Annotated in this window: 24 protein-coding genes, 3 tRNA genes and 1 pseudogene; 6 read left to right on the top strand and 22 right to left on the bottom strand. The window is 68.9% G+C overall.

Going from position 1 to position 25,889, the window contains the following annotated elements:
* The 13 genes and pseudogenes from HZU84_RS07735 to rpsB form a co-directional block, all read right to left on the bottom strand.
* A pseudogene (locus HZU84_RS07735) lies at positions 1–198 on the bottom strand (acyl-ACP--UDP-N-acetylglucosamine O-acyltransferase); the annotation flags it as partial.
* Positions 199–218: 20 nt separating this feature from the next.
* Complete coding sequence (gene fabZ, locus HZU84_RS07730; RefSeq protein ID WP_149505196.1) at positions 219–656, bottom strand: 3-hydroxyacyl-ACP dehydratase FabZ; 438 nt, start codon at positions 654–656, stop codon at positions 219–221.
* Positions 657–712: 56 nt separating this feature from the next.
* Positions 713–1,774: a UDP-3-O-(3-hydroxymyristoyl)glucosamine N-acyltransferase gene (lpxD, locus tag HZU84_RS07725; RefSeq protein WP_149503263.1), complete on the bottom strand. Its 1,062-nt coding sequence runs from the start codon at positions 1,772–1,774 to the stop codon at positions 713–715.
* The gene (locus HZU84_RS07720; RefSeq protein ID WP_244954460.1) at positions 1,771–2,298 is read right to left on the bottom strand and encodes an OmpH/Skp family outer membrane protein; all 528 of its coding nucleotides are present in this window, start codon (positions 2,296–2,298) and stop codon (positions 1,771–1,773) included. The genes lpxD and HZU84_RS07720 overlap by 4 nt, the downstream gene beginning before the upstream one ends.
* Positions 2,299–2,321: 23 nt before the next feature.
* Entirely contained in the window at positions 2,322–4,625 is a 2,304-nt protein-coding gene (gene bamA, locus HZU84_RS07715) for an outer membrane protein assembly factor BamA (RefSeq protein WP_149503261.1), read from the bottom strand.
* Between the two features lie 4 nt (positions 4,626–4,629).
* On the bottom strand, positions 4,630–5,994 hold the full coding sequence (gene rseP / locus HZU84_RS07710) for an RIP metalloprotease RseP (protein WP_149503260.1): 1,365 nt from the start codon (positions 5,992–5,994) through the stop codon (positions 4,630–4,632).
* 6 nt (positions 5,995–6,000) lie between these two features.
* On the bottom strand, positions 6,001–7,227 hold the full coding sequence (gene ispC / locus HZU84_RS07705; protein WP_149503259.1) for a 1-deoxy-D-xylulose-5-phosphate reductoisomerase: 1,227 nt from the start codon (positions 7,225–7,227) through the stop codon (positions 6,001–6,003).
* A complete protein-coding gene (locus HZU84_RS07700; protein ID WP_149503258.1) occupies positions 7,224–8,060 on the bottom strand; it encodes a phosphatidate cytidylyltransferase in 837 nt (278 codons plus the stop codon). Before HZU84_RS07700 ends, ispC begins: the two co-directional genes overlap by 4 nt.
* A 43-nt stretch (positions 8,061–8,103) precedes the next feature.
* Entirely contained in the window at positions 8,104–8,868 is a 765-nt protein-coding gene (uppS, locus tag HZU84_RS07695; RefSeq protein WP_149503257.1) for a polyprenyl diphosphate synthase, read from the bottom strand.
* A 4-nt stretch (positions 8,869–8,872) separates the two neighbouring features.
* Complete coding sequence (gene frr / locus HZU84_RS07690; RefSeq protein WP_037477755.1) at positions 8,873–9,433, bottom strand: ribosome recycling factor; 561 nt, start codon at positions 9,431–9,433, stop codon at positions 8,873–8,875.
* A gap of 49 nt (positions 9,434–9,482) precedes the next feature.
* On the bottom strand, positions 9,483–10,193 hold the full coding sequence (gene pyrH / locus HZU84_RS07685) for a UMP kinase (RefSeq protein ID WP_037477757.1): 711 nt from the start codon (positions 10,191–10,193) through the stop codon (positions 9,483–9,485).
* Between the two features lie 103 nt (positions 10,194–10,296).
* Positions 10,297–11,196 carry a translation elongation factor Ts gene (gene tsf / locus HZU84_RS07680; RefSeq protein WP_149503256.1) on the bottom strand — a complete coding sequence of 300 codons (900 nt, stop codon included), beginning with the start codon at positions 11,194–11,196 and terminating at the stop codon, positions 10,297–10,299.
* A 78-nt stretch (positions 11,197–11,274) separates the two neighbouring features.
* Positions 11,275–12,018 carry a 30S ribosomal protein S2 gene (rpsB, locus tag HZU84_RS07675; RefSeq protein ID WP_149503255.1) on the bottom strand — a complete coding sequence of 248 codons (744 nt, stop codon included), beginning with the start codon at positions 12,016–12,018 and terminating at the stop codon, positions 11,275–11,277.
* Positions 12,019–12,231: 213 nt separating this feature from the next.
* Here rpsB and HZU84_RS07670 point away from each other — a divergent pair, with 213 nt between their 5' ends.
* The 3 genes from HZU84_RS07670 to HZU84_RS07660 are packed head-to-tail and all read left to right on the top strand — an operon-like array spanning position 12,232 to position 15,706.
* Positions 12,232–13,578 carry an amidase gene (locus HZU84_RS07670; RefSeq protein WP_149503254.1) on the top strand — a complete coding sequence of 449 codons (1,347 nt, stop codon included), beginning with the start codon at positions 12,232–12,234 and terminating at the stop codon, positions 13,576–13,578.
* Complete coding sequence (locus HZU84_RS07665) at positions 13,575–14,090, top strand: PIN domain-containing protein (protein WP_149503253.1); 516 nt, start codon at positions 13,575–13,577, stop codon at positions 14,088–14,090. Before HZU84_RS07670 ends, HZU84_RS07665 begins: the two co-directional genes overlap by 4 nt.
* A complete protein-coding gene (locus HZU84_RS07660; protein WP_149503252.1) occupies positions 14,087–15,706 on the top strand; it encodes an NAD(P)H-hydrate dehydratase in 1,620 nt (539 codons plus the stop codon). Before HZU84_RS07665 ends, HZU84_RS07660 begins: the two co-directional genes overlap by 4 nt.
* 27 nt (positions 15,707–15,733) lie before the next feature.
* Here HZU84_RS07660 and rnr read toward each other — a convergent pair whose 3' ends face one another.
* Positions 15,734–17,995: a ribonuclease R gene (gene rnr, locus HZU84_RS07655; RefSeq protein WP_149503251.1), complete on the bottom strand. Its 2,262-nt coding sequence runs from the start codon at positions 17,993–17,995 to the stop codon at positions 15,734–15,736.
* A 109-nt stretch (positions 17,996–18,104) separates the two neighbouring features.
* On the opposite strand from rnr, the gene HZU84_RS07650 reads away from it, so the two are divergent.
* From HZU84_RS07650 to HZU84_RS07640, 3 genes are all read left to right on the top strand, one after another.
* Positions 18,105–18,189, top strand: a tRNA-Leu gene (locus tag HZU84_RS07650).
* Between the two features lie 83 nt (positions 18,190–18,272).
* A tRNA-Leu gene (locus HZU84_RS07645) sits at positions 18,273–18,357 on the top strand.
* A 53-nt stretch (positions 18,358–18,410) separates the two neighbouring features.
* Positions 18,411–18,495 (top strand) — tRNA-Leu (locus tag HZU84_RS07640).
* Positions 18,496–18,637: 142 nt separating this feature from the next.
* Here the strand turns inward: HZU84_RS07640 and HZU84_RS07635 are convergent.
* The 8 genes from HZU84_RS07635 to hfq all read right to left on the bottom strand — a co-directional run bounded on the left by HZU84_RS07635 (position 18,638) and on the right by hfq (position 25,822).
* A complete protein-coding gene (locus HZU84_RS07635) occupies positions 18,638–19,159 on the bottom strand; it encodes a phosphoribosyltransferase (RefSeq protein ID WP_149503250.1) in 522 nt (173 codons plus the stop codon).
* Between the two features lie 13 nt (positions 19,160–19,172).
* Positions 19,173–20,522 carry an adenylosuccinate synthase gene (locus HZU84_RS07630; RefSeq protein ID WP_149503249.1) on the bottom strand — a complete coding sequence of 450 codons (1,350 nt, stop codon included), beginning with the start codon at positions 20,520–20,522 and terminating at the stop codon, positions 19,173–19,175.
* Between the two features lie 52 nt (positions 20,523–20,574).
* Positions 20,575–21,738 carry an ATP phosphoribosyltransferase regulatory subunit gene (locus HZU84_RS07625; protein ID WP_149503248.1) on the bottom strand — a complete coding sequence of 388 codons (1,164 nt, stop codon included), beginning with the start codon at positions 21,736–21,738 and terminating at the stop codon, positions 20,575–20,577.
* Positions 21,739–21,840: 102 nt separating this feature from the next.
* Complete coding sequence (locus HZU84_RS07620; protein ID WP_037481384.1) at positions 21,841–22,029, bottom strand: DUF2065 domain-containing protein; 189 nt, start codon at positions 22,027–22,029, stop codon at positions 21,841–21,843.
* A gap of 7 nt (positions 22,030–22,036) precedes the next feature.
* Positions 22,037–22,915 (bottom strand): protease modulator HflC, encoded by an 879-nt coding sequence (gene hflC, locus HZU84_RS07615; protein WP_149503247.1) that lies wholly within the window; start codon positions 22,913–22,915, stop codon positions 22,037–22,039.
* 39 nt (positions 22,916–22,954) lie between these two features.
* Entirely contained in the window at positions 22,955–24,274 is a 1,320-nt protein-coding gene (gene hflK / locus HZU84_RS07610; RefSeq protein WP_244954459.1) for an FtsH protease activity modulator HflK, read from the bottom strand.
* Between the two features lie 20 nt (positions 24,275–24,294).
* Positions 24,295–25,533, bottom strand: coding sequence for a GTPase HflX (gene hflX, locus HZU84_RS07605; protein ID WP_149503246.1), 1,239 nt, complete (start codon positions 25,531–25,533; stop codon positions 24,295–24,297).
* Positions 25,534–25,579: 46 nt separating this feature from the next.
* The gene (gene hfq, locus HZU84_RS07600; protein ID WP_037481379.1) at positions 25,580–25,822 is read right to left on the bottom strand and encodes an RNA chaperone Hfq; all 243 of its coding nucleotides are present in this window, start codon (positions 25,820–25,822) and stop codon (positions 25,580–25,582) included.
* Between the last annotated feature and the right edge of the window lie 67 nt (positions 25,823–25,889).

The raw sequence follows: 25,889 nt of genomic DNA, 5'->3' as shown, positions 1-25,889 counted from the left end.
CGAGCCCAGCGAGCAGAACTGCCAGATGCGGTTGTCGCGCCCGATGGTCGTGTGACCCTCGATCACGCAGTGCGGGCCGATGGTGGTGCCCGCGCCGATCTCGACATGCGGACCGACGATCGTGTAGGGGCCGACGACGACCGACTCGTGCAGCCGGGCCGCCGGGTCGACCACCGCGGTGGGATGGATCTGCGTCATGAGCGGAGCAACCGGGGACTTCAGCCGACGCGGCGCATCGTGCACATCAGCTCGGCCTCGGCGGCGAGCATGCCGTCGACGGTGGCGCGGGCGCTGTACTTGTAGATGCCGGCGCGCACCCGGTCGACCGTCGACTCGAGGATGAGCTGGTCGCCCGGCTCGACCGGACGCTTGAAGCGCGCACCGTCGATGCCGGCGAAGTAGACCACCATGTCGTCGGTCAGCTGCTCGCCCATCGAGGTGAAGGACAGCAGCGCCGAGGTCTGCGCCAGCGCCTCCAGGATCAGCACGCCCGGGAAGACCGGCCGGCGCGGGAAGTGGCCGGTGAAGATCGGCTCGTTGAAGGTGATGTTCTTGACCGCGCGGATGCTCTTGTGCAGCTCGATGTCGAGCACCCGGTCCACCAGCAGGATCGGGTAGCGGTGCGGCAGCTTCTTCATGATCTGATGGATGTCCATCGTGATCGGGGTGCGCTGCGGCGTGGCGGAGGTCTCGTCGGACGGGTTCGTCGTGCTCATGATGTCTTGCTTTGCTTCTCGAGGGCGCGGATGCGGTCGCGCAGGCTGTGCAGCTGCCTCAGCGTGGCGGCATTGCGCTCCCAGGAGGCGTTGTCGTCGATCGGGAAGATCCCGCTGTAGTGGCCGGGCTTGCGCAGGCTGTGCGTGACCACGCTGGTGGCCGAGACGGTCACGCCGTCGGCGATCTCCAGATGGCCCAGGATGTTGGCGCCGCCGCCGATCGCGCAGCCGCGCCCGATGCGGGTGCTGCCGGCCACACCGGTGCAGCCCGCCATCGCGGTGTGCTCGCCGATGCGCACGTTGTGGCCGATCTGGATCAGGTTGTCGAGCTTGACGCCCGCGCCGATGAGGGTGTCGTCGAGCGCACCGCGGTCGATGCAGGTATTGGCGCCGATCTCGACATCGTCGCCGATGACGACGCCGCCGAGCTGCTCGATCTTCTCCCAGCGGCCCTGGTCCGGCGCGAAGCCGAAGCCGTCGGCGCCCAGCACCACGCCGCTGTGCAGCAGGCAGCGCGCACCGATGCGGGTGCCGGGCATCAGCGTGACCCGCGGCGCCAGCCGGGTGCGCTCGCCCACCCGCACGCCGGCGCCGACGAAGCCCAGCGGCCCGATCACCGCACCGGCGCCGATGACCGCACCGGACTCGATCACCGCCTGCGCGCCGACCGAGACGCCCTCGCCCAGCACCACATCCGGCGCGACCACCGCGCTCGGGTGAATGCCGGCCGGCGCGACCGGACGGGTGCGCACGGCCCACCACTGGGTGAGCCGTGCGAAATGCAGGTAAGGGTCGGGCACGACCAGCGCGACGCAGCCCGGGCGCACCGCGTCGCGCGTCGCGGCGGACACGATGACGCAGCCGGCATCGGTGTCCGCCAGCTGGGCGCGATAGCGCGGATTGGCGAGAAAGCTGATCGTGCCGGCGTCGGCGCCCTGCAGCGGACCGATGCGGCGGATCAGCCGCTCGCCCGGTTCGGGCACCGAGGCATCGGCGACGAGTTCTCCCCCGAGCCCCGCCTGCAGCTCGTGCAGGCGCACGGAGAAGTCGGGCGTCACTTGGCCGGCGCGGCGTTCAGTGCCTTGATCACCTTGTCGGTGATGTCCACGCGCGGACCGGCGAAGACGACCGGATCCTGCAGGATCAGGTCGTACTTCTCGCTGTCGAAGATCTGCTTGATGACCTTGTTGGCGCGATCAACCACCGAGGCCAGCTCTTCGTTCTTGCGCTGGTTCAGGTCTTCCTGGAACTCGCGGCGCTTGCGCTGCAGGTCGCGCTCCTGCTCGACCAGATCGCGCTGGCGGCGTGCACGCTCGGCCTCGGCCAGCGTGACCTGATCCTTCTCGAACTTGTCGGCGGCGGCCTTCAGCCGCGCGGCGGCATCGTTGAGCTCCTTCTCGCGGCGGCCGAACTCGGTCTCCAGCTTGGCCTGCGCGGCCTTGGCCGGCGCGGCGTCGCGCAGCATGCGGTCGCTGTTGACATAGCCGATCTTGAGCTCCTGAGCGACCGCACCGGCCGGCGCCGCAAGCAGGGCCACCGCGGCAGCCGCAGCGGCTGCGGCGGCGGACAGGCGGGCGATCATCGGGCGGAAGTGTGAATTCATCATCAGAATGCGGTACCGATCTGGAACTGGAAGCGCTGGATTCTATCCTGCGGAAACTTCCGCACCGGCTGGCCCCAGCTGAGCTTGAGCGGGCCGACCGGCGAGATCCACGACAGGCCGAGGCCGGCCGACGCGCGGAACGAGGCCAGCGTCGGCGTCTCGTCCTCGCCCCAGACATTGCCGGCGTCGAAGTAGCCGAAGATCCGCAGCGTGCGATCGTTGCCGACGCCGGGGAAGGGAAAATACAGCTCGCCGTTGAGGTTGACGCGCTGGGTTCCGCCCAGATAGGCGCCGGTCACGTCGACCGGGCCGAGCGAGTTCTGGTCGAAGGCGCGCACCGTGCCCAGGCCGCCGCCGTAGAAGCTCTTGAACACCGGATAGTCGCGCCCGCCCAGACCCTTGGCATAGCCAAGCTCGGCGTTCAGGCCCAGCGTCAGCTTCTTGCTCAGCGGGAAGTACTGCTGGATCTGGTAGTTGTTGCGCAGGTAGCGGGTGTCGCCGAAGGCGGCCCACTCGATGTTGACCCGCTGGTAGCGGCCCTCGTTGGGCACCAGCGCGCTGTCGCGGCCGTCGCGCTGCCAGCCCAGCGTCAGCGGATAGGAGGTGCTGGAGCGGCCGTAGGTGGCGCGATAGCGGTAGAAGGCCTCCGGCAGCGCGGTGGCCGAGCGCATCGTGGTGCGCTCCGCGCCGATGCCGAAGAACACCGTGTCGTAGTCGGAGAACGGCACGCCGAAGCGCACCGAGGCGCCCGGCGTCACCAGCTCGTAGGACTCGCCCTGGCTGTTGACCGGCTTGTTGGTGCGGTAGTAGACGTCGAGCGAGCGCGAGATGCCGTCACGGGTGAAGTAGGGATCGACGCTGGACAGCACCAGGGTGCGCGAGGACTTGCTGGTGTTGAGCTCCACGCCCAGATAGTTGCCCGAGCCGAAGACATTATCCTGCTTGATCGAGCCGCTCAGCGACAGCTTGTCGGCGCTGGAGAAGTTCGCGCCGACCATCAGGCTGCCGGTGGGCTTTTCCTTGACGTTGATCGTCAGGTCGACCTGGTCGGCGGTGCCGGGCACCTCCTGCGTCTCGATGTCGACCTCGCTGAAGTAGCCCAGGCGGTCGACCCGGTCGCGCGAGAGCTTGATGCGCTGGCCGTCATACCAGGCGGACTCGAACTGGCGGAACTCGCGCCGGATGACCTCGTCGCGGGTCTTGGTGTTGCCCGAGACGTTGATGCGGCGCACATAGACGCGCCGGCCCGGATCGGCATTGAGCTGGACCTCGACCCGACCGGTGTCGCGATCGATGCGCGGCACCAGCTCGACCCGCGCGAAGGCATGGCCGAACAGGCCGAAGCGGTCCGAGAAGGCCTTCTGGGTGGCGGCGACCTCCTCGGCCTTGTAGGGCTCGCCCGGCCGGATCGACACCAGCGAGCGGAACTCCTCGTCCTTGCCCAGATAGTCGCCCGAGAGCTTGACCCCGGTGACGATGTAGCGCCGGCCCTCGCGGATGTTGATGGTGATCGAGATGTCCTGCTTGTCCGGCGAGATCGCGACCTGGGTCGAGTCGACGTTGAACTCGAGGTAGCCGCGGTTCAGGTACCAGGCGCGCAGGGTCTCCAGGTCGGCATTGAGCTTGGCCCGCGAGTAGCGGTCGCTCTTGGTGTACCAGGTCATCATGCCGCCGGTGCTCAGGTCGAGCTGACCGAGCAGCGTGCTCTCGGAGAAGGCCTCGTTGCCGGTGATGCGGATCTCGCGGATGCGCGCCACGCCGCCCTCGGATACCGCGAAGGTCACGTTGACCCGGTTGCGGTCGACCGGGGTGATGGTGGTGACCACCTCGGCGCCGTAGAGGCTGCGGGTCAGGTACTGGCGCTTGAGCTCCTGCTCGGCGCGGTCGGCCAGCGCCTTGTCGAAGGGCTGGCCCTCGCCGACGCCGATGTCCTTGAGCGCCTTGATCAGCGTGTCGCGGTCGAACTCGCTGGTGCCGGTGAAGTCGACCTTGCCGATGACCGAGCGCTCCTCGACGACGACGACCGCGACCTGGCCCTCGATCTCGATGCGCACGTCCTTGAACAGGCCGGTGGCGAACAGCGCGCGCAGGGCGGCCGCGCCCTTCTCGTCGCTGTAGGTGTCGCCGACGCGAAAGGGCAGCGACGCGAACACCGTGCCTGCCTCGGTGCGCTGCAGGCCCTCGACGCGGATGTCCTTCAGCGTGAAGGGCGTCACCGCCAGGGCCGGCAGCGAGGCTGCGGCCACCATCAGCGCGACGGCGCAGGCTCGGGGAGAGGAAACGGGGAGGAAGGCGGGTACGCGCATGCGGTCAGTGCAGGCCCAGGTAGCGGGCCACGTCGTTGTACAGGGCGAGCGACATCATCAGCAGGATCACCATCAGGCCCCCGCGCTGCAGCCGCGCGATCCACACCTCGGGGATCGGGCGGCCGATGGCACCCTCGATCAGATAATACAGGAGGTGCCCGCCGTCGAGCATGGGCAGCGGCAGCAGGTTCAGGACCCCGAGACTGACGCTGACCACCGCCAGGAAGCCCAGGTAATAGGCCAGCCCCAGCTCGGCCGACTGGCCGGCATAGTCGGCGATCGTCAGCGGACCGCTCAGGTTCTTCAGCGAGGCGTCGCCGGTGATCATGCGACCGAACATGGTCAGCGACATCGTCGCCATGTCCCAGGTGCGCTCGACGCCGCGCAGCAGGCCGTCGACCAGGCCGAGCCGCACCAGGTCGGTCTGCGGCCGGGCACCGACCACCGCCTCGATGCGGCCGAAGGACTGGCCGCGCTCCTCGACCCGAGCCGGCTGCACCGTCAGCTCGAGGCGTCGGCCATCGCGCTCGACCCACCACTGCTGGGGCGCGGGCTCGCCGCGGCTGCCGGATTCGCGGATCAGCGCGCGCAGCGCGGCGGCGTCGACGATCTCCTGCGCATCGACGCGCAGCACCCGGTCGCCCGGCCTCAGCCCGGCCCGCTCGGCCGGGCCGGCGGGCACCAGCTCGCCGATGACCGGCTCGGAATAGGCCGCGCCGATGCCGATGCGCCGGACCAGCGCGGCATCGGCCTCGCCGGCCTCCAGCGCGGCCAGCGGCAGCAGGCGCTCATGGCGACCGCCGCCGTCGGCGCGGGTCAGCTCCAGGCGCAGATCGTGGCCATCGAGCGCGGCGCGGGTGGCCTGCCAGCGCAGGTCAATCAGCGAATCCACCTCCTGCCACTCGCCGCTGCCTTCGACGGACCAGCGCCGGGCCCAGTCGCCGGCCTGCAGTCCGGCCTGCGCGGCCACGCTGCCGGAGGGCGGCGTACCCAGCACCGCGCGCGGCTCCTGGGTGCCGATCCACGACGAGGCCGCATACAGCAGCACCGCCAGCACCAGATTGGCCAGCGGTCCAGCCGCGACGATGGCGGCGCGCTGGCGCAGCGACTTGCGGTTGAAGGCGCGGTCGAGCTCATGCGGCGCCACCGGGCCCTCGCGCTCGTCGAGCATGCGCACATAGCCGCCCAGCGGCAGCCAGCTCACCGCCCACTCGGTCTCGCCGATGCGACGTGTCCAGATCGTCTTGCCGAAGCCGATCGAGAAGCGCAGGACCTTGACGCCGCACGCACGCGCCACCCGGTAGTGGCCCCATTCATGGACGACGATCAGCACGCCGAGCGTGACGAGAAAGGCGATCAGGGTGTTCATGCGGACTCAGACGCCCAGACGGGCGACGAGTTCAGTCGCATGGCGGCGGGCCTGCGCATCCAGCGCGAGCAGCCCCTCGAGCGAACCGGCCGCTCCGGCGGGAATCGACAGCGACTCCAGCGTGCCGGCATTGACCGCAGGGATGCGGTCGAAGCGCAGCCGCCCGGCCAGGAAGGCCTCGACCGCGATCTCGTTGGCGGCATTGAGCACCGCGGTGCTGCCAGGCGCGGCCTCCAGCGCCGTCCAGGCCAGCTGCAGGCCGGGGAATCGCGCCGCGTCGGCCTCCTCGAAGGTCAGCGCCTTCAGCGCCAGGAAGTCGAGCAGCTCGGCACCGGACTCGATGCGCTCCGGCCAGGACAGGCCGTAGGCGATCGGGACACGCATGTCGGGCGTGCCCAGCTGCGCCAGCACCGAGCGGTCGCGACAGACCACCATCGAGTGGATGATGCTCTGCGGGTGGATCACCACCCTCACCTGCCGCGGCTGGAGGTCGAAGAGCCAGCGCGCCTCGATCACCTCGAGCGCCTTGTTCATCATCGTGGCCGAGTCGACCGAGATCTTGCGGCCCATCACCCAGTTCGGATGCGCGCAGGCCTGCTCGGGCGTGACCTCGCGCAGGCTCGCCGGATCGCGCTGGCGGAACGGACCGCCCGAGGCGGTCAGCACGATGTGGTCGATGCGCTGGCCCCAGGTGCTGCGGTCCTCGGGCAGGCACTGGAAGATCGCCGAATGCTCGCTGTCGATCGGCAGCAGCGTGGCGCCGCCCGCGCGCACCGCGTCCATGAAGAGCTGGCCGCCGACGACCAGCGCCTCCTTGTTGGCCAGCAGCAGCCGCTTGCCCGCCTGCGCCGCCGCCAGACACGGCGGCAGGCCGGCCGCGCCGACGATGGCCGCCATCACGCTGTCGACCTCCGGGTGCGCCGCCACCTGCTCGAGCGCGGCCGCGCCGGTCAGCACCTCGGTCGGCAGACCCTCGGCGCGCAGGCGCTCGGAGAGCGCGCGGCCCAGCTCGGCCGTGGGCATCACCGCGAAGCGCGGACGCCAGCGCGCGCACTGCGCCGCCAGCTCGTCGACACGGCTGTGCGCGCTCAGCGCGAAGACCTCGTAGCGGTCGGGATGACGGGCCAGCACGTCGAGCGTGTTCGTGCCGATCGAGCCGGTCGAGCCGAGCACGGTGACGCGGTGGCGCGGTGCGCCCGCCGGAGCAGCCGGAGCGTTCAGGGATGCGGTCATGCGGAGATCAGGGCAAGCGCCAGCGGACACACCGGCAGCAGGGCATCGATGCGGTCGAGCACGCCGCCGTGGCCAGGCAGCAGCGCACTGCTGTCCTTGGCGCCGGCACTGCGCTTGACCAGGGATTCGAACAGGTCGCCGACCACGCTCAGCGCGGCCAGGAACAGGCAGGAGACGATCAGGCCCAGCGGGCCGCCACGCTGCAGCAGCAGCGTGTACAGACTCGGCCCGTCGGCCAGACCCTGACGGTCGAAGGCGATCCAGGCCAGCGCCAGCGCCAGCACGCCGGCCATGCCGCCCCAGACGCCCTCCCAGCTCTTGCCGGGACTGATGGCGGGCGCGAGCTTGCGCCGGCCGAAGGCGCGGCCGCTGAAATAGGCGGCGATGTCGGCCATCCAGACCAGGCAGAAGACCGACAGCAGGAAGTTCAGGCCACGCGCGCGCCCCTCGGCGATCGCCAGCCAGGCCAGCCACAGCAGCAGCACGCCACCGGCCAGGCGCAGCAGCGACGGCGCCTGTGGCCAGGCGGCGACCCCCCGATGCAGCACCCAGGCGCCGCCCAGCACCCAGAGCAGCAGCGCCAGCTGCCAGAGCACGCCGGGACTGTGGCCGATCCAGCCGATCTGCCACATCGCGGCCGAACCGGCCGCCACCACCGCACCACCGGCCAGCGCCGGGACGCCGGGCGCGCCATTGAGACGGAACCACTCCCAGCCGGCCGCGGCGATCATCACCAGGGTCAGCAGCGCGAAGGGCCATGGAGCCTGCGCAAACAGCGCCGGAAGAAGCACCAGCAGCATGAGGACTGCGGTGATGATGCGCTGCTTGAGCATGCGGAAAGCGACAGTGTCGGAGGGTCGGGACTGGCGCCGGGACTCAGGCGTCGGGGGCCAGCGTGATCTTCTCGCCGGAGGCGGAGATGTCGGTCTTCACCCCGCCGTAGCGACGATCGCGCGAGGCGAAGGCCGCGATGGCGCGGTCGATCTCGCGCTCGTCGAAGTCTGGCCAGAGGCAGTCGGTGAAGTGGAACTCCGAGTAGGCGATCTGCCAGAGCAGGAAGTTCGAGATGCGCACCTCGCCGCCGGTGCGGATGAACAGGTCCGGATCGGGCGCATAGGCCATCGCCATGTGGCGCGACAGCAGCGCCTCGTCGACCTGATCGGCCTGCACCCCGGAGGCCACCACCTGGCGCACCGCCTGCACGATGTCCCAGCGGCCGCCGTAGTTGAAGGCCACCGACAGCGTGATGCGGGTGTTGGCCTCGGTGCTGCGCTCGGCATGCTCCCAGGCCGCGCGCACCTTCTCCGACACCGCGGCCCGGTCGCCGATGATGCGGATGCGCACCCCCAGGTCGGACAGCCGCGTCAGGTAGGTCGCCACCGCGGTCAGCACCAGGTTCATCAGGCCGGAGACCTCCTCGTCGGGGCGCTTCCAGTTCTCCGACGAGAAGGCGAAGACCGTCAGGTACTCGACGCCGCGGTCGGCACAGGCGTTGATCGCGCGGATCAGCGAGTCGACCCCGTACTTGTGGCCGACGATGCGCGGCATGAAGCGCTTGTTGGCCCAGCGGCCGTTGCCATCCATGACGATGGCGATGTGCCGCGGCACGGCCGGCTTCGCGGACTTCGGGGCTGCAGCCATCGCGTCAGACCGCCATGACCTCGGCTTCCTTGGCCTGGACCAGCTTGTCGATCTCGGCGATCGTGCGGTCGGTCAGCTTCTGGATGTCGTCGTTGGAGCGGCGCTCGTCGTCCTCGGAGATCAGCTTGTCCTTCAGCAGCTTCTTGGCCTGGTCGTTGGCATCGCGGCGCAGATTGCGCACCGCCACGCGGGCGTCTTCGCCGGCGTTGCGCACCACCTTGGTCAGCTCCTTGCGGCGCTCCTCGGTCAGCGCGGGCAGCGGCACGCGGATCAGGTCGCCCAGCGAGGACGGGTTCAGGCCCAGATCGGACTCGCGGATCGCCTTCTCGATCTTGGCGCCCATGCCCTTTTCCCAGGGCTGCACGCTGATGGTGCGCGCGTCGATCAGCGAGACGTTGGCGACCTGGCTGATCGGCAGCATCGAGCCGTAGTACTCGACCTGCACCTGGTCCAGGATGCCCGGGTGGGCGCGGCCGGTGCGGATCTTCTGCAGTTCGTTCTTGAAGGCCTCGATGGACTTGGCCATCTTGGCATCGGCGTTCTTCTTGATGTCGGCAATGCTCATCGTTTTGCTCCTGAGACTCTGGACGGCGGACCCGGATGGCGGCCCAGGATCAGACGTGGACCAGGGTGCCCTCGTCCTCGCCCAGCACCACCCGCTTCAGGGCGCCCGGCTTGAAGATCGAGAAGACCTTGATCGGCAGCTTCTGGTCGCGGCACAGCGCGAACGCGGTCGCGTCCAGCACGGCCAGGTTGCGGCCGATCGCCTCGTCGAAGGTCAGGGTCGCGTAGCGGGTCGCCGTCGGATCCTTCTTCGGATCGGCGGTGTAGACGCCGTCGACCTTGGTCGCCTTCAGCATGATCTGCGCGCCGATCTCGGCGCCGCGCAGCGCGGCGGCCGTGTCGGTGGTGAAGAAGGGGTTGCCGGTGCCGCCGGCGAAGACGACCACCTTGCCTTCTTCGAGGTATTGCAGCGCCTTCGGGCGCACATAGGGCTCGACCACCTGGTCGATGCTCAGCGCCGACATGACGCGCGCGGTCATGCCTTCCTGGCGCATCGTGTCGGCCAGCGCGAGCGAGTTCATCACGGTGGCGAGCATGCCCATGTAGTCGGCGGTGGCGCGGTCCATGCCCACCGCACCGCCGGCCACGCCGCGGAAGATGTTTCCGCCGCCGATCACCACCGCCACCTCGCATCCGAGCGCCGTCACTTCCTGCACCTCGCGCACCATGCGCACGATGGTCGCGCGGTTGATGCCATAGGCGTCATCGCCCATCAGGGCCTCGCCGGAGAGCTTCAGAAGGATGCGTTTGTATGCGGGCATGCAGTGACCTCGATATAAGCGGAAAAAACGATCTCGCGAGTTTAGGCCAGCCGAGACGCGGGACGCCATCGCACCACGCGCCTCGACCGGAGTCAGGCCGGAATCAGGCCGACTTGCTGGCAGCGGCGACCTGCGCGGCCACTTCGGCGGCGAAGTCGTCCTGCTTCTTCTCGATGCCTTCGCCGACGACGAACATCGTGAAGCCGGCCAGCGAGGTGCCGGCGCTCTTCAGGTAGGCACCCACGGTCTGCTTGCCGTCGGCGGCCTTCACGAAGACCTGGTCCAGCAGCGAGACTTCCTTCAGGAACTTCTGCACCGAGCCTTCGACCATCTTGGCGACGATCTCGGCCGGCTTGCCCGACTCGGCGGCCTTCTCGGCAGCGATCTTGCGCTCCTTCTCGACCAGCTCGGCCGAGACTTCGGCCGACGACAGCGCCGCCGGCTTCATCGCGGCGATGTGCATCGCGGCGTCCTTGGCGGCGACGGCGTCACCGGTGTACTCGACGATCACGCCGATGCGCACGCCGTGCAGGTAGTGGGCCAGCGCACCGCCGCCCTCGTAGCGCTTGAAGCGGCGGATCGACATGTTCTCGCCGATCTTGCCGATCAGGCCCTTGCGCACGTCCTCGACCGTCGGGCCGAAGTCTTCCATCGCCAGCGGCAGGGCCGACAGCGCGGCCACGTCGGCCGGGTTGTGCTCGGCCACCAGGTTGGCGCACGACTGCACGAAGGACAGGAAGATCTCGTTCTTCGAGACGAAGTCGGTCTCGCAGTTGACTTCCACCATCGCGCCGGTCGAGCCGTTGACGGCCGCGGCGATGACGCCTTCGGCGGTCACGCGCGAGGCGGCCTTGCCGGCCTTGTTGCCCAGCTTGACGCGCAGGATCTCTTCCGCGCGGACGATGTCGCCGTCGGCTTCGGTCAGGGCCTTCTTGCACTCCATCATCGGCGCGTCGGTCTTCGCGCGCAGATCGGCAACCATCTTGGCGGTAATCGCAGCCATTGAAACTCTCCTAAACCTGAAACTTGAACCTGAAAAAAAGGGGCTGAATCAGCCCCTTGCAAGCCGAGTCGCGGGGACTCAGGCGGCGTCGCTGACCTCGACGAATTCGTCGGCGCCGGCGACGGCCTCGACGACTTCGTTGACGGCGTTGTTCTTGCCTTCCAGGACGGCGTCAGCCATCACGCGGGCATACAGCGCCACGGCCTTGGCCGAGTCGTCGTTGCCGGGGATGACATAGTCGATGCCGTCCGGGTTGTGGTTGGTGTCGACCACGCCGATGACCGGGATGCCCAGCTTCTTGGCTTCGGCGATGGCGATCTTGTGGAAGCCCACGTCGATCACGAACAGCGCGTCAGGCAGAGCAGCCATGTCCTGGATGCCACCGATGTCCTTTTCCAGCTTGGCCAGCTCGCGCTGGAACAGCAGGCCTTCCTTCTTGTTCATCGACTCCAGGCCGGCCTCGACCTGGGCCTGCATGTCCTTGAGCTTCTTCAGCGAACCCTTGACGGTCTTGAAGTTGGTCAGCATGCCGCCCAGCCAGCGCTGGTCGACGAAGGGCATGCCGGCGCGGGCAGCTTCCTCGGCGACGATCTCGCGCGCCTGGCGCTTGGTGCCGACGAACAGGATGGTGCCGCGCTTGGCCGCCAGCTGGCGAGCGAACTTGGTGGCTTCCTCGAAGAGCGGAACGGTCTTCTCGAGGTTGATGATGTGGATCTTGTTGCGATGGCCGAAGATGTACGGAGCCATCTTCGGGTTCCAGAAACGGGTCTGGTGGCCGAAGTGGACGCCTGCTTCGAGCATGTCGCGCATCGTGAAGGACATGAGATCACTCCTGAAAGGTTGGATCTAGAATCCGACTCGGATCGCAGGCGAGACGCACCGCACGGGCGCAGCTCGCTGCAACACCTTCAGCCAGTCGGATCCGGGATTGATTCATCCGTCCCGAACACCGGGGTCGGCTCCCGGCGCACCACGCGTCGGGAAGACGCCGCGACTCGACGCGGCACCGGACAAACCCCGAGAGTATAGCAAGCCTTGCACACCCCCGACCTGCACACGCTGCGCAAGCAGCTCGACGAAGGCAGCACCGATGCCCTGACGCTGCTCGACCAAGCCCTGGCCGCGGCCCGCTCGCCGCGCTGCGCACACGCCTTCGTCTCGATCGACGAACAGGGCGCCCGCACCGCGGCCGCTGCGCCCGCAGGCGCACTCGCCGGGCTGCCGGTCAGCATCAAGGACCTCTACTACATCGCCGGCCAGGTGACGAGCGCCGGCTCGGTCGTGCTGGCGGACCAGCCCCCGGCCACGGTAGACGCCCCCGCAGTGGCACGGCTGCGCGCGGCCGGCGCGGCGCTGATCGGCCGCACGCAGATGACCGAGTTCGCCTTCTCCGGCGTCGGCATCAACCCGCACCACGGCACGCCGGCCAACGTGGCGATGGCCGCGCTCGATCCGGCCGCACCGGCCGGCGTGCCCGGCGGCTCGAGTTCGGGCGGCGCGGTCTCGGTGGCCGCAGGCGCGGCGGTGGCGGCGCTGGGCAGCGACACCGGCGGCTCGATCCGCATCCCGGCGGCGCTGCACGGCCTGGTCGGCTTCAAGAACACCCAGGCGCTGACACCCGCCGCGGGCAGCATCCCGCTGGCGCCCAGCCTCGACACCGTCTGCGCGATCACCCGCAGCGTGCGCGACGCGGTGCTGCTGCACGAGATCCTCGCCGCCCGCATCGTGCGCCTGGACGCGGTGCCGCTGGCCGCGCGCCGGCTCGCGGTGGTGCGCACGCTGATGCTCGACGCGCTGGAGGCGCCGGTCGCTGCCGCCTTCGAACGCGCGCTGGAGACGATCGCGCAGGCCGGCGCGCAGATCGAGTTCATCGACCTGCCGCTGCTCGACGAGCTGCCGCGCCTGACCCAGGACGGCGGCCTGCCCGCCGCCGAGAGCTGGGCCTGGCACCGCGAGCTGCTGGCGCGCGACGGCGCGCGCTACGACCCGCGGGTGGCCGCGCGCATCCGCCGCGGCGCGGCGATCACGCCCGAGGCGCTGGCCGCGCTGCACGCCGCACGCGCCGACTGGATCGGCCGCATTTCGGCCGCGCTGGCCGGCTTCGACGCGGTGCTGTCGCCGACGGTGCCGATGATCCCGCCGCCGCTGGCGCCGCTGCTGGCCGACGATGCCGCCTTCTTCGAGGTCAACGCGCGGCTGCTGCGCAACCCCTCGGTGGTCAACCTGCTCGACGGCTGCGCGATCAGCCTGCCCTGCCACGCGACGGGCAGCGCGCCCGTGGGCCTGATGGCCTGGAGCCTGGGCGGACGCGACGACCGGCTGCTGTCGCTGGCGCTGCAGCTCGAGGCCGCGCTGAAGCCTGCCCGGGAGAGCGCACGATGAGCGCCGCGACGCCCGAGGCAGCCGAAGCGACCGAAGCGGTCGACGTCATCCTCGACACCAATGTCGTGCTCGACTGGCTGGTCTTCCGGCACGCCAGCGGGCTGGCGATCGGCGAGGCGATCGAGGCCGGGCGGCTGCGCTGGATCGTCAGCCCGGCGATGCAGGAGGAGCTGACCGACGTGCTCGACCGGCTGCTGCACCTGCCCACGCTGATGCGCTGGGCCGAGCGGCACGCGCCGGCCAGCGTTGAGGTCGCCCGGCTGGCGCAGCCGGTCAGCGCGCCGGGCCCGCTGCCCCACCCGCAGCGCCTGCGCTGCACCGATCCCGACGACCAGTGCTTCATCGACCTGGCGGTGTCGCGGCGCACGCCCTGGCTGATCACCCGCGACCACGCGCTGCGGCGGCTGGCCCGGCGCGCACGGGCCTTCGACGTCGCGGTGGTCACGCCGGAAGGCTGGGCCGCCGCGCAAGCCTGCCGTGCTCCTTTGCCCCATCCGGATCCCTTGCCATGACCGCATCGACCGCCGCCCGCGCCCTGCCCGTCCTGCCTGCGGACCACCGGCCGGTGCGGCTGCGCGAATGGCTGGATCGCCAGCCCGGCCCTTGGCCGCTGCATGACGCGGCCGCCTCGCGCACGCTGGATGCGCTGGCGGCCGAGGCGCTGCCGGCGCACGCGCTGATGCAGCGCGCCGGCCGGGCGGTGGCGCGGCTGGCGATGGCGCTGGCGCCGCATGCGCGCCGCATCCATGTGCTGGCCGGCCACGGCAACAACGGCGGCGACGGCTTCGAGGCCGCGCTGCACCTGCACCGCGCCGGCCGCGAGGTCCTGCTGCATGTGATCGGCCGCAACAGCGACGACGGACGCGCCCAGGCCTGGCCGCCGGATGCCGCCGCCTCGCGCCGGCAGGCCGAGCTGGACGGCGTGGCCATCGTCGCCGGGCTGGCGCCGCAGGCGCTCGACGGCGCCGACCTGGTGATCGACGCGCTGCTCGGCCGCGGCCTGGCGCGCCCGGCCAGCGGTCCGGTGGCCGACGCGATCCGGCTGTGCAACGGCTCGGGCGTGCCGGTGCTGGCGGTCGACCTGCCCTCCGGCCTGCCTGGCGACACCGGCGCGCTCGAGGTCGGCGCTGCCTGCGTGCAGGCGCGCTGGACGCTGGCGCTGCTGTCGCTGGCTCCGGGCCTGCTGACCGCACACGGCCGCGACCAGGCCGGCGAGATCTGGTGGGACGACCTCGGCGTGCAGCTCGCGCACCCGGACTTTCCTGCTCCGGCAGCCTGGCTGCAAGGCGCGGCCGGGCTGCAGGCGCTGTGGCCGGCACGGCGTCATGCGCAGCACAAGGGCAGCTTCGGCGACGTGCGCATTCTCGGCGGCGCCAGCTCGATGGGCGGCGCGGCGCTGCTGGCCGGGCGCGCGGCGCTGGGGGCCGGCGCCGGTCGTGTCTGGGTCGACCTGCTCAACGAGCACGCGCCGCGCTTGGACCCGGTGCATCCGGAACTGATGTTCGCGCCGACCCCGGCGGACGAGCGCCTGGCATCCAGCACCGTGGTGGCCGGCTGCGGCGGCGGCGAGGCGGTGGCCACGCGGCTGGCGCCGCTGCTGGCGCAGGCCGGGCGGCTGCTGCTCGATGCCGACGCGCTCAACGCGCTGGCGGCTGATCCGCGACTGATGCAGGCGCTGCGCCAGCGCGGCGCCCAGGGCCGACCGACGCTGCTGACGCCGCATCCGCTGGAGGCCGCGCGCCTGCTCGGCTCCAGCACCGCCGAGGTGCAGGCCGACCGGCTGCGCGCGGTGCGCGAGCTGGCCGCGCGCAGCGGCGCGGTGGTGGTGCTGAAGGGCTCGGGCACGCTGATCGGCCGGCCTGAACCACATCACGCGCCCTGGATCAACGCCAGCGGCCATGCCGCGCTGGCCACACCCGGCAGCGGCGATGTGCTGGCCGGCTGGATCGCCGGCCTGTGGAGCCAGATCGCCGGAGCGCGCGCGACAGGCGGCTCATCCGCATGGGATGCAGCCGAGCTGGCAGCCCGCCGCGGCGTCTGGCTGCATGGTAGCCGCGCCGAGCGGCTGGCACCCAGCGGCCAGGCGCTGGTGGCCAGCCGCATCGTGCCTGACAGGTGGGACGGCTGAAGCCGTCGTCGCCCGCCTCGGCCTGAATCAGCGCCGGCGCTTGGCCGCGCTGTTCTTGGTGGCGGTCTTGCCTGCGGACTTGGCCGTGCGCTTGGCGGCCTTGCGCGAAGGCCGCGCGCTGTTGGTGCGGTCACGCTCGCGTGATGCGGCGCGGCGCACCGCACGATCGGCCTCGGTCACCGACTGCAGCTCGTCCTGCGCCCGGGCCGGTGCGCGCTCGCGCCCGCCCTTGCCGGCCGGCGCGGCCGGCGGCAGCGCCGGCGCCAGCGGATCGCGCACCAGGCGGAAGTCGATGCGCCGCCCGTCCAGATCGACCCGGCTGACCTGCACCCGGATGCGCACGCCCACCGCATAGCGCACGCCGGTGCGCTCGCCGCGCAGTTCCTGGCGGACTTCGTCGTAGCGGAAATACTCGCCGCCCAGCTCGGTGATGTGCACCAGGCCCTCGACATACAGCTCGTCGAGCTGCACGAACAGGCCGAAGCTGGTCGCCGCGCTGACGGTGCCGGAATACTCCTCGCCGAGGCGGTCGCGCATGAACTTGCACTTCAGCCAGGCTTCGACATCGCGCGAGGCCTCGTCGGCGCGGCGCTCGTTGGCGCTGCAGTGTGCGCCGGCCGCCTCCCAGACCTCCAGATCGCGCGGCGCGATGCCCTCCATCCGGGGCATCGGCTTGGCAGTGGCACCACCGGGACGCCGGCGCAGCGGCTGCGCCGCACCAGGAATCGAGGACTTCACCACCAGCGCGTACTTGCGCTTGCCCAGGATGGCCTTGATCACCCGGTGCACCAGCAGGTCCGGATAGCGCCGGATCGGGCTGGTGAAGTGGGTGTAGGCGTCATAGGCCAGACCGAAGTGGCCGCTGTTGATCGGCGTGTAGATCGCCTGCTGCATCGAGCGCAGCAGCATCGCGTGGATCTGCGCCGCATCCGGCCGGTCGCGGGTCTGCTGCGCCAGCGCCTGCAGCTCGGCCGGCTTGGGCTCGTCGCTGACCGACAGGTTCAAGCCCAGGCTGCGCAGATAGGCCTGCAGCGCCACCCGCTTCTCGGGCGTCGGACCCTCGTGGACGCGGTACAGCGACGGATGCCTGGCCGCCTGGATGAAATCGGCGGCACAGACATTGGCCGCCAGCATTGCCTCCTCGATCAGCCGATGCGCCTCGGTGCGCACCCGCGGCACGATCTTCTCGATGCGGCCGTTGTCGTCGCAGACGATCTGCGTCTCGGTGGTCTCGAAGTCGATCGCGCCGCGCGTGCCGCGCTGCTTGAGCAGCACGCGGTAGACCTCGTGCAGGTGCAGCAGATGCGGCACCAGGTCGGCGCGGCGCTGTGCCTCCGGGCCGCGGGTGTTCGACAGCACCGCAGCCACCTCGGTGTAGGTCAGCCGCGCATGCGAGCAGATCACCGCCGGATAGAACTGGTAGGCAGCGACCTCGCCGGTGACATCGACCAGCATGTCGCAGACCATCGAGAGCCGGTTCTGCTCGGGATTGAGCGAGCACAGGCCGTTGGAGAGCTTCTCCGGAAGCATCGGAATGACGCGGCGCGGGAAGTAGACCGAGGTCGCGCGCTCGTAGGCATCGTCGTCGAGCGGGTCGCCCGGCTTGACGTAGTGGCTGACGTCGGCGATGGCCACCACCAGCCGCCAGCCCTTGCGCCGCCCGACCTTGGCCGGCTCGCAGTAGACCGCATCGTCGAAGTCGCGCGCATCCTCGCCATCGATCGTCACCAGCGGCACGTCGGTCAGGTTGATGCGCTGCTTCATGTCGACCGCACGCACCCGGTCGGGCAGCTTGCCGGTCTGCGCCAGCGTCTCCGGCGAGAAACGGTGCGGCACCTCGTACTTGCGCACCGCGATCTCGATTTCCATGCCGGGATCGTCGATGTCGCCGAGCACCTCGGTGATGCGCCCGACCGGCTGCGAATGCAGCGACGGCGGCTCGGTCAGCTCGACGGCGACCACCTGGCCGGCCTCGGCCTTCGCGGTGGCGTTCTTCGGGATCAGGATGTCCTGGCCATAGCGCTTGTCCTCCGGCGCGACGATCCAGACGCCGTTCTCCAGCAGCAGCCGGCCGATGATCGGCGCCCGCCGCCGCTCCAGGATCTCCAGCACCCGCCCCTCCGGGCGGCCCTTGCGGTCGTAGCGCACGATGCGCACCCGGACCCGATCGCGATGCAGCACCGCCCTCATTTCCTGCGGTGCCAGATAGATGTCGGCCTCGCCGCCCTCCACCACCACGAAGCCGTGACCGTCACGGTGACCCTGCACCGTGCCTTCCACTTCACTCATCAGCGTGCTGTTCAACGAAATTCCTTCTCAAACACTTGCGGATCGAATTTTTCTCATGCTACACTGGCGTTCTCCGCTGATCGGAACAAAATTTCGAAACAGCGCAAGAGCCCAGGTGGCGGAATTGGTAGACGCACTAGTTTCAGGTACTAGCGGGTAACTCCGTGGAGGTTCGAGTCCTCTCCTGGGCACCACCAACGAATCCAGCATACGCCAGATTCGACAACTTGCACAGACCTTTGAAATCCCGGTCTTTGCTCGTATTCAGGATTTCAAGGCCCAGGTGGCGGAATTGGTAGACGCACTAGTTTCAGGTACTAGCGGGTAACTCCGTGGAGGTTCGAGTCCTCTCCTGGGCACCATCTTGCGATGATCTTCGAGATCCGGATCATCGTTCGTAGTCAAGGATTTCAAGGCCCAGGTGGCGGAATTGGTAGACGCACTAGTTTCAGGTACTAGCGGGTAACTCCGTGGAGGTTCGAGTCCTCTCCTGGGCACCAGACAGACGAAAAAGCCGGCTTCAAGTCGGCTTTTTCCATTGGCGCGCATGTCACAAGAATCGCTGTCGACACCATGAAAAAGGCCCGCTCACCTCTCGGTGAGCGGGCCTTTGCATTCGCATGCGGCTGGAGAATCAGGCCATCAGACGCTGGTCTTGCGCAGCAGGCCGTCCGGGCGCAGCGAATCGTATTCCTCGAAGGGCTGATGAATCCACGGGCTGGTGGGCAGCATCTCGACGAAATAGTCCGGCGTGTAGCAGGACACGCCCTTGACCCACAGCACCGCCGAACGCAGTTCACGGATCGAGGGCATGCCGCGCAGGCGCTCGACCACTGCCTGCAGCGTCACGCCAGAGTCGGCCAGATCATCGACCAGCAGGACACGCCCCGCCAGCTCGCCCTTGGGCATGGTGATGTACTTGGCCATGTCCAGACGACCCTGGATCGTGCCGGCCTCGGCGCGATAGGAGCTGGTGGCCATGATGGCCAGCGGCTTGTCGAACACGCGCGACATCACGTCGCCCGGACGCAGGCCGCCGCGGGCCAGACACAGGATCTGGTCGAACTCCCAGCCGGACTCGTGGACCTGGATGGCCAGTCGTTCGATCAGCTGGTGATACTCATCCCAGGAAACATAGAGGTGCTTGCCGTCATCAGTCAGCATGGGAACTCCTTGATCAACCCTTGTACGGGTGGCGCAGCAGGATGGTGTGGTCACGGTCAGGCCCGGTCGAAACCATGTCGATCGGCGCACCGATGAATTCCTGAACCCGTTCGAGATAACGGCGAGCATTCAAGGGCAAGGCATCCCACGAAGTCACGCCGAACGTGGTTTCCGTCCAGCCGGGGAAGGTCTCGTAGACCGGAACGCAGTTGACGATCTCGTCGGCATCCAGCGGCAGGATGTCGACCTTCTCGCCGTGCAGCTCGTAGCCGGTGCACATGCGGATCTCCGACAGGCCGTCGAGCACGTCGAGCTTGGTCAGGCACAGGCCGGAGATGCCGTTGATCAGGATCGATCGCTTCAGCGCGGCCGCATCCAGCCAGCCGCAGCGGCGAGCCCGGCCGGTGACGGTGCCACGCTCCTGACCGACGGTCGACAGATGGTGGCCGACGGTGCCGGGCGTGTCCCAGTCCAGCTCGGTCGGGAACGGGCCCGAACCGACACGGGTGGTGTAGGCCTTGGTGATGCCCAGGATGTAGTTCAGCATGCCCGGACCGACGCCCGAGCCCGCGGCGGCGTTGCCGGCGACGCAGTTGCTCGAGGTGACATACGGATAGGTGCCGTGGTCGACGTCGAGCAGCGTGCCCTGCGCGCCCTCGAACAGGATCGAGCCGCCGGCGCGATTGGCTTGGTCGATCAGCACGCCCACATCGGCCATCATCGGCTTGAGCTGCTCAGCCAGCTTCATCGCGTGGTCGAAGATCGGCTGGAACTCGAGCGCATCGCTCTTCAGGTAGCCGGTCAGCGCGAAGTTGTGCAGCTCGAGCAGGTCGCGCAGCTTCTTGGCGAAGCGGTCCGGGTGCTTCAGGTCCTGCACGCGCAGCGCACGGCGGGCGACCTTGTCCTCGTAGGCCGGGCCGATGCCCTTGCCGGTGGTGCCGATCTTGCCGGCGCCCGAGTTCTCGCGCAGCGCCTCGCGCGCCTTGTCGACCGCGACATGGAAAGGCAGGATCAGCGGGCAGGACTCGCTGATGAACAGGCGCGAGCGCACATCCAGGCCTGCGGCCTCCAGACGCTCGATCTCGGACAGCAGATGGGTCGGATCGACCACGACGCCGTTGCCGATGAAGCACGGCACACCTTCGCGCATGATGCCCGACGGGATGATCTGCAGCGCGGTCTTCTTGCCGTTGATCACCAGCGTGTGGCCGGCGTTGTGGCCGCCCTGGAAGCGAACGACGCCGGCGGCATGGTCGGTCAGCCAGTCGACGACCTTGCCCTTGCCTTCGTCACCCCATTGCGTGCCGACGACGACGACATTGCGACCGCGCGTTCCGGCGGACGCAGCACTGCGTGTATCCATCTCAAGTATCCGTTCGAAAGGAAAGAGGGTCAGGCGGGAAGCACGGCGACGCTCAGCGCGCCCGGACCACCCATTGTCCGAGCACATCGACCAGCTCGCGGTCGCACTCGAATTCATCGGCCTCGTGCTCATGGCCGGGAAGCAGGCAGACCACCGACTCGCCACTGTCGCGCAGTCGGCGGATCACGGCGCGCAGCGCCGGATCCTCGCCCCAGGGCGCCAGGATCGCCGCGCGGCGGCCGTCGACATGGCCGTGACCGACCACCGTCTTCAGATCCAGGCTGAAGCCGACGGCAGGACGGCTGCGACCGAAGATCGCGCCAACATTGTCATAGCGGCCGCCACGCACCAGCGCGCCGGCGCTGCCGGCGGCGTAGACGGCGAAGCGGCTGCCGCTGTAGTAGTCGTAGCCGGCCAGGTCGGCCAGATCGAAGCCGACACTCAGCTCCGGATAGGCGCGGCGCAGATGGGTGGCCAGCCACTGCAGGTCGTCAAGCGCGGCCGTCACCTGCGGCAGCGCCGGCAGGCGCTCGCGCGCCAGCGCCAGCACCTCGTCGCCACCGTAGAGCGCCGGCAGCAGCCGCAGCGCGTCGCGCACCTGCGGCGGCAGCGCCGCGGTCAGTGCGTCGACGGCGGCCTGGTCCTTCGCCGCCAGCGCCGCCTCCAGCGCCTCCGCATCGATCGCCTTGGGCGGCAGACCGTCGAGCAGGCCGGTGAGCAGGCGCGCATCGGCCAGGTCCATCACCAGACCGGGCACGCCAGCGCGCTGCAGGCACTCGATCGCCAGCTCCTGCACCTCCAGGTCGGCCTCGAGACCGGCATGGCCGTAGATCTCGGCACCGAACTGCAGCGGCTCGCGGGTGCTGCCCGGCGCGGCCGGCAGCGTGTGCAGAACCGGACCGCAGTAGCACAGACGGGTCAGGCCGGCGCGGTTGAGCAGATGCGCGTCGATCCGGGCGACCTGCGGCGTGGTGTCGGCCCGCACGCCCAGCGTGCGACCGCTGAGCTGGTCGACCAGCTTGAAGGTGCGCAGATCGAGCGCCCGGCCGGTGCCGCTGAGCAGCGACTCCAGATGCTCGAGCATCGGCGGCATGACCAGCTCGCAGCCATGCGCACGCGCCGCGTCCAGCAGGATGCGACGCAGTTCCTCGATGCGCCGCGCCTCGTGGGGCAGGACGTCGGCAATGTGCTCGGGCAGCAGCCAAGCAGAAGACATAGCGGTGGGGGAAGGACTAAAAACGTGATTCTACCGGCCTGCGCACGGCAGCACGAGATCACCGACCCACACGTGGGTCGGTGTCGGCATGATGACAACGGCTCAGCCGGCCAGGAAAGCCAGCATCAGCAGTCCGCAGACGATGCTGATCAGTCCCACGAAGCGGATCTGGCCATCCTGCATCTTCAGCAGTTCCTCGAAGACGCGGCGCCATTGCACCGGGCTGGCAAAGGGCAGCAGCCCCTCGACGATCAGCACCAGCGCCAGCGCGGTCAGCAGCGATTCGCCCACGCGCGTATCACTTCGCGCCGCCGGAGCCGCCGCGCATCACGCGGAAGAAGTCGCTCGAGGGATCGACCACCATCACGTCCGTCTTGTTGCGGAAGCTCGCGCGATAGGCCTCGAGACTGCGATAGAAGTTCGCGAACTGCGGATCGCGGCCGAAGGACTCGGCATAGATCGACGAGGCCTCGGCATCGCCCAGGCCCTTGATCTTCTGCGCCTCGCGGTAGGCCTCGGCCAGGATGACCTCGCGCTGGCGGTCGGCATCGGCGCGGATCTTCTCGCCATCGGCCGCACCTTGCGAGCGCAGCTCGTTGGCGACCCGCTTGCGCTCGGACTCCATGCGGCGATAGACCGACTCGGTCACCGTCGAGGCGAAGTCGACCCGCTTGATGCGCACGTCGACCACCTCGATGCCGAAGTTCTTCGCATCATCCTGCAGCCGCTTCATCACGCCCTGCATCACCTTGTCGCGCTCGCTCGAGAGCATCGTGCCCACGGTGCGCTTGGTGACTTCCTCGTTGAGCGCCGCCTGCACGATCGGGCTCAGCCGCACCTCGGCATTGCGCAGATCGACGCCGGTGTTGCGGATGAACTGGCGTGCATCGGTGACGCGCCACTTGATCAGCCAGTCGATCACCAGGCTCTGCTTCTCGGCAGTGAAGATCGGGCGGGTCTCGGGGCTGTCGAGGGTCTGGGTGCGACGGTCGATGAACTTGACGTTCTGCAGCGGCGGGGGCAGCTTGAACTTCAGCCCCGGCTCGGTGATCACTTCCTTGATCTCGCCGAGCGCATAGACGACCGCGTAGTTGCGCTGGTCGACCACGAACAGCGTCGACGATCCCACCATCAGCGCCAGCATCGCGCCGACGCCCATCAGTCCGATTCGATTCATGTTCTTGCCTGTTCCTGGGGCCTGTGCCTGCGAATCGACTCAGCGACCGTCACGATCGCGACCGCGCTGACCATCACGGGAACGGATGTCCCCACCCGCCGTGCCTGCGGACGGCTCCGGCTGTGCCGCCGAGGCCGGCGCCTGGGCAGCCGGCACCGGCGCGTTGGCCGCCGACTGCTGCATCAGCCGATCGAGCGGCAGGTAGAGCAGATTGCTGCCGCTGCGCGAGTCGACCATGACCTTGCTGACATTGGAGTAGACCTGCGACATCGTGTCGATGTAGAGCCGGTCTCGGGTGACCGCTGGGGCCTTCTGGTATTCGGCCAGCACGCTGCGGAAGCGCTCGCTGTCACCGATGGCCTGGGCCACCACGCGTGCGCGGTAGGCCTCGGACTCCTCCATCAGGCGTGCGGCCGTGCCACGCGCCTTCGGAATGATGTCGTTGGCATAGGCCTGGCCTTCGTTCTTCAGACGCTCGCGATCGGCGCCGGCCTTGACCGCATCGTCGAAGGCGGCCTGGACCTGCTCGGGCGCCTGCACGCTCTGCACGTTGACGTTCGTCACCAGGATGCCTGCCTTGAGCCGGTCGAGCTGGGCCTGGATGGACTTGACCAGATCGACCGCGATCGCGTCGCGCTGCTCGTAGAGCACCGAGTTCATCGTGCTGCGGCCGACGATCTCGCGCACCGCGCTCTCGGCGGCATGCACCACCGCCTCCTCGACATTGCGATTCTCGAACAGGAAATCCTTGGCCTGCTTCAGCCGCCACTGCACGGTGAAGCGGATGTCGACGATGTTCTCGTCCTGCGTCAGCATCGAGGAGTCGCGCAGGCCGGTGGTCTGCACCACCGCATTGCGGCCGATCTCGGTCGAGCGGGTCTGGGTGACGCTGACCGTCTCGTGCGACTGGAACGGTCCGGGCAGCCGATACTGGATGCCCGCCTCGACGGTCCGGCTGAACTTGCCGAAGGTCAGGATGACCGCCTGCTCGCCTTCCTGCACGATGAAGAAGCCGCTGCCCAGCCAGAGCACCGCCGCCACGCCGGCAATCAGGCCGCCGCCGATGCCGACCGCACGCCCCTCCGACGGGTCAGGCTGACCGGACGGCGTCGGCGAGCCCGGGCCGCCCTTGCCACCGAAAAGACCGCCGAGCTTCTGGTTGAAGTCGCGCCACAGCTCGTCGAGATCGGGCGGACCGTCATTGCGTCCGGAATTGTTCAGGACGGTGACGCCTGCCGGGCCATGCCCCCGACGTGTCAGCTGCCTGACGGCACCGGCCACCAGATGAAGGGCTGCACCAGCCACATCGGCCAGGCGGGACGAGACGATGCGCTCACCCATCGGTTTCGTGTTGTTCATGTCCGGAATTACAACATGGCTCACGCCGCATCCGGCGCGGGTTGAAAATGATCCTCCGGGTCGGAGCGCCAATCCGGGGCAATGGTTCCGTCCCGATCGAAACGGGGATCATGTTCGGCGGGCGGGCTCGGCTCGTCCGCCTCGAGAACGATCGCGGCCAGACGCTCGCGCAGCTGCGCGAGCCCCTCGCCGCTGCGGGCGCTGACATGCAGCCGCTCGATGCTGCGACCCGGCTCGATCTCGAACTGGTCGACCATCACGCGAGGCCGCGCATCGTCCTCGAGCGCATCGAGCTTGTTGAACACCAGCATCTGGCGGATGCCCGCGGCATCGATTTCCTGCAGCACCCGCATCACCTCCTCGATCTGCTCGAGGCGGTTCGGGCTGGCGGCATCGACCACATGCAGCAGCAGGTCGGCATCGGCCGCTTCCTGCAACGTGGCCTGGAAGGCCTCGACCAGGCCGTGCGGCAGATCGCGGATGAAGCCGACGGTGTCCGACAGCGAGACGCTGCAGCCGGCGTCCTCGAGATAGAGCTGGCGCACGGTGGTGTCGAGCGTGGCGAAGAGCTGATCGGCCGCATAGCTGCGTGCCTTGACCATCGCGTTGAACAGCGTGCTCTTGCCTGCATTCGTGTAGCCGACCAGCGAGATGCGGAAGGTGCCGCGGCGCTCGCGGGCACGGCGCTGGGTGCCGCGCTGGCGCTTGACCTTGGCCAGACGTTCCTTGACCGACTTGATGCGGGTGTCGATCATGCGCCGGTCGAGTTCGATCTGCGTCTCGCCGGGGCCGCCGCGCAGGCCGTGGCCGCCCTTCTGCCGCTCCAGATGCGACCAGCGGCGCACCAGCCGGGTGGCCAGATACTGCAGCTTGGCCAACTCGACCTGAAGCTTGCCTTCATGGCTGCGCGCACGCGCGGCGAAGATGTCGAGAATCAGCCCGGTGCGGTCGAGAACCTCGACGCCGAGCACGCGTTCGAGATTGCGCTGCTGCGCGGGCCCCAGGGCCTGGTCGAAGATCACGCACTGCGCGCGGTGCTCGAGCACCGTCAGGCGAATCTCCTCGGCCTTGCCGGAGCCGACGAACAGGGCTGGATCCGGCGACTTGCGGCGGGCAATGATGCGGGCGACCGGGAGGTCGCCCGCGGATTCGGCCAGCAAGGCCAGCTCGTCCAGGGAAGGATCGAAGGAAGACCCGGGGCCGAGATCCACCCCGACCAGAACAGCGCGTGGAGGCGCGAGAGAAGCCGTTTCAGTCAAGATGGACGAGAAAGTGCCTTGAGGGCGATTGCTGGAGAATCAGGGGTCAGTGCGGCTCGGGAGACTCTGCCGCGTGGAAGTTCACCGGACGGCCCGGCACGACGGTGGAGATCGCGTGCTTGTAGACCATCTGGGTCACGGTATTGCGCAGCAGCACCACATACTGGTCGAAGGACTCGATGTGGCCCTGCAGCTTGATGCCGTTGACCAGATAGATCGAGACCGGAACATGCTCCTTGCGCAGGAGGTTCAGGAAGGGGTCTTGTAGCAGTTGCCCTTTGTTGCTCACGATATGCTCCGTGTTGGAAAAGTGGAGTCGAAGTGCCGCACGTTATCACACGCGCGGTATCGGGGTC

Origin of the sequence: Sphaerotilus sulfidivorans, assembly GCF_013426975.1 — a bacterium.
Lineage (GTDB): Bacteria > Pseudomonadota > Gammaproteobacteria > Burkholderiales > Burkholderiaceae_C > Sphaerotilus > Sphaerotilus sulfidivorans.
Note: the sequence above shows the minus strand (reverse complement) of the source record. Positions and strands in the feature narration are given on the sequence as shown.